Annotated in this window: 1 protein-coding gene; it reads left to right on the top strand. The window is 52.5% G+C overall.

The window, feature by feature from the left end:
* Positions 1-3,757, top strand: a 3,757-nt coding sequence (locus KDK16_RS08905; protein ID WP_257275673.1) for a hypothetical protein, incomplete at both ends; no start/stop codon positions are given.

Consider the following 3,757-nt stretch of genomic DNA (forward strand, 5'->3'; position numbering starts at 1 on the left):
ATGACGGTCAGCAGAGGCAGCTTGTTTACAGGAGCAAAGCGGCCTCTTATGAGCGGCTGGCGTTTAAGCTGCTGATTAACAACTCCAGTGGTGAGGTCAGGCTGGTCAGGACTGATGCTGATTCAGGCACTGACCGCCTGGTTTTGAACCTTGATAAAGCCGCCTTAATAAAGCCACAGGTCAGCCCCTTTTTGCAAAACCCCCAAAACATTAAGACAACAGAAGTCGTCAGTTCGGGAGAGGACCAGCGTTTCTCGCTGGTCAGGATGAAAGACAGTGGTCAGTATGGGATCCTTCTACAAAATACTAAAAGTGCTGGACAGCAACCGGATGTAAACAGCGCACCGAAGACTGTGCGGATCGTGCCCTTCGCTGAAACAACAACCGTCAGGCACATTCAGGACGCTATTGCAGTAGACAGCGAACTGAACCCGACAACAGGTCAGCCCAAGAAAGGCTGGTTATTCACTGCTTCTGACCCGGAACTGAGGTTCATTCTTTTTCACCTTCCCGCAGGACTGGCTGACCAGAAGGTTGATGGCCTGCGGATAGTAAAAAAAATGCATCATTCGCTGGAGCTTTTTTTTAAGAGTACCGACGAAGGCAAGGCATTAAAAACACGTTTGGAATCATTGGCCACAGAGCTGGCCCGGCCTGTTTCTTTGAGTGATCTCCCGCAGGTTTCCCAGGCAGCCGATGGAAAAATTTCCCGCCTCATTCCCGGTCAGGCCAGGGTTCTGCTGACACTGGACACCACCATTAGCCAGAATAATCGCCTTGAGCGTTACCAGGGACAAAATGGGTTTGTGACAATAAAAATAGACCCGTCAACCATCAGGCAAGGAGCTGAAGTCAGTGATAGCACCCAGCTGTTTCCCAGGCTGGCCAGTATTTTTCCGGAGCTGTTGCCTGCCAGTGGCGAGCTTGAGTATGAAAACCGCATCAGGGAAAGTCTGGGATTGCCCGCCATTGAGCAAAAAACCTCGGACGCCATAGCCAGGGGAGATGAGCAACTTGTCGTCCGATCCATTGAGGTAGCCGGGGGACTGCGTCTGACTATTGATGAACAGGGGGCTTATGACCAATTTAATCGACAGGTTGTTGTTGCAGAAATGCCTCCGGGGAAGGATGGCAAGCCTTATGCACGGCTGGTGATGGACACTGTAGACTCCCTGCGGTTGGAAATCAGTGATCCTGAGTCGTTTAAGGCGGTTTCCGGTCTGGAAGTGGCAACGATCCGTGAGCTGCTAACCAAAACGCTGCGTGATGATCAGGCGAACGGTCGCTATCTGGTTCAAAATCTTGAGCGTGTTAACCAACAACTGATGGAACTGAATTCAGGCAAACCGCTGCGTTTTAAAGCGGTGAACAATGAGCTGATTGAAAAAATTAAGACTTCCCTGCCTGATTTTATTGATGCTAAACCAACGTCCCCCAAAGGGTCACCGGTCAACCATCGGGTGTTCGTCAATTTACAGTCCTGGGGAAGCCCGCTATCCGGCCTGAACCGCCTGATGCCCAGTGAAAGTGTACAACGGTTTCTTGCCAAGTGTCGTTTAGAAGCAGAGCAACTGGCGCTGAGATATATGCCTGTTGGCAGCCAGCACCGATCTTATATTAAGTCCCTGTTTACCAACTTCCTGTTTCAAAGCATTACCAAAATTGCCAGACAAGTGACGCCTGACGTTTCCACAGGGTTCATGCCCTTGACGGGTGTCAGTGACGCGGTAGCCGGTGAGTTACCGCAAAATGCGGCGATAGAGTTGAGCGAGACACTGAAAAAAAAAGGTTTTGATGCTTTCACTGCGGCTGTTAAAGCGTCTGCCCGTCGCATCACTGATTTCGCCAATATTGATAAAAATGTTCTAAGAGGGCATCTGTTCGATAAATCCGTGTACAGCGTTTTTGCGGAAACTCTGTCGCTCAGGATATCAAAAGGAGAGGCGTTCCAGTTACCTGTTGAGCCCATGTCGCTGAGCCCCCGAAACGGCCTCCGTGTCATTGACCCGGTAGCCATTAGCGAAGGGCAACGCCAGCCACTGGTCAAGAGTGGTGACCGGGTGTTTGGCATGGTGAGTGTTGATACCGAACGAGTGGCCTCGTGGCAAAACCTTGGCTCAGGGGAAGTGGATGGGTTACTGCAATTAACCCGGCAGTCGGGTATTGGTCGCACAGATTCAGAAACCCTGGCCTTTATTAAGAATTTGGAAGCGATTTTCAGCGATGTTTCCGATCCTCCGCCGTCCCTGTCTGAAGACATTGCCAAACGAGTAGGTGAACTGGGTACCAGTGATCGGAATCGACTTGGGCAGGCATTGATTGATCGGGTCAGTGATGAGCAAAAGACAGGCATTGTCGCTGATCCTGGCCAATGGCAGGCACGTTCTGAACTGGCGGGTGAGCTGCTGAAACTTGAACTCAATGATATTGCCGGACAGATAGCAGCGGATGAACGCCTTGACGACGTTCAGTGCCGACGGGTGGACAGGTTAAGCACACTGACTGACGTGGTGACTTTGCCGCTGGATGTCCGGGGAAGCCGGGTTGAAGTGGAACTCAATCCGACTCTGACTCTCGATGCATCCTGGGTGGATACCCGGCAAAACCGGATGGTTATTGGCACCACCATGACGCAGGGGCTGGTGGCCGTTGGCGCCTTAACGCTTTTTAAGGTGCTGGACAAGGCGATTGCGGGAGAACACACCGGCGGTGACCTGGTAGCGCTTGGGGTTCGAAATAATTCTGAAGGTCTCGCCATCAACGACCCGGGCAGGGTCAGGGTGATGCCCGCCCGCCTGGACGTGGTCGCTAAGCTGGATCGTCTGGCAACAGCCGCTGACTTAGTCAAAGAATTGGACGCTGTTGACACTGGTGCAGACATTGCGAGGTCACTGCGACAGGGAATTTCAAACAGCGTTGACTTGCTGCAAACCCTGTCCGGCGATGAAAGCAACTGGAATATCGCCGGGGAGCCTTTTCGCAAACGGCTTAACGCTTTTAGCAGAACGCTGAACCTGCCCGAGCCGGATTTACCAAAGGTGGTTTGTCGCAGGGCTGCGGGGGACAGCTGTGGTCGTTCTGTCATCCAAACCCTTGATCTCGTGGATGACGAGCTGGATAAAACACTGACCAGCAGGGAGCTGGAGTCGCTAAAACAACAACTGAGGGCATCGGGTACTGAGGGCAAGGCGGCAGAGCTGCTGAAAACCATTAATCTCTTTGCCAACCAGAGATTTGCTGCCGTTTCGGCAGTCAGCCCCGCTGATGACAGCAAACTCCAGCGGAAGGTGATGACGGAGCTGGTGCAGTTGTTGTCGGCGGGTAAAGCTGCTTCCGTGGAAGGGGCCATGGACAGAGTCCTGGAGATATACAGCAAGGCAGGGTTTGAGGAAGACATTGGCGATTTGAAGGAGGCTATCAGGGGCAGTGATGAATTCAAGGCCATTGTCGACTCCATGGTGGATCAAAAAGGCAGCCATGAAAGCAGTGATGCCTTGAAACAGGCCGGGGCTTTGCGGGAAAACATGATTGACCGCTGGCTCAGGAAAAAGGGGGTTGACCAATCCCCGACCTTGAAAAAGTTTCAGAACTTTCAGGCAAAACTAGCCGCCAAATCCTGGTTTGGCCCGGCCCAGATGGGCTTAGGTGTGGGTATGGGGATATCGGGCCTGGCCCAAAGCTCGGTGTCGCTGTACAACTTGAATAAATTCCGGGACTCTCTGTCACCAGAAACCTATGCCATGGGCATTACCGGGGT

This window comes from Endozoicomonas sp. SESOKO4 (assembly GCF_024606275.1).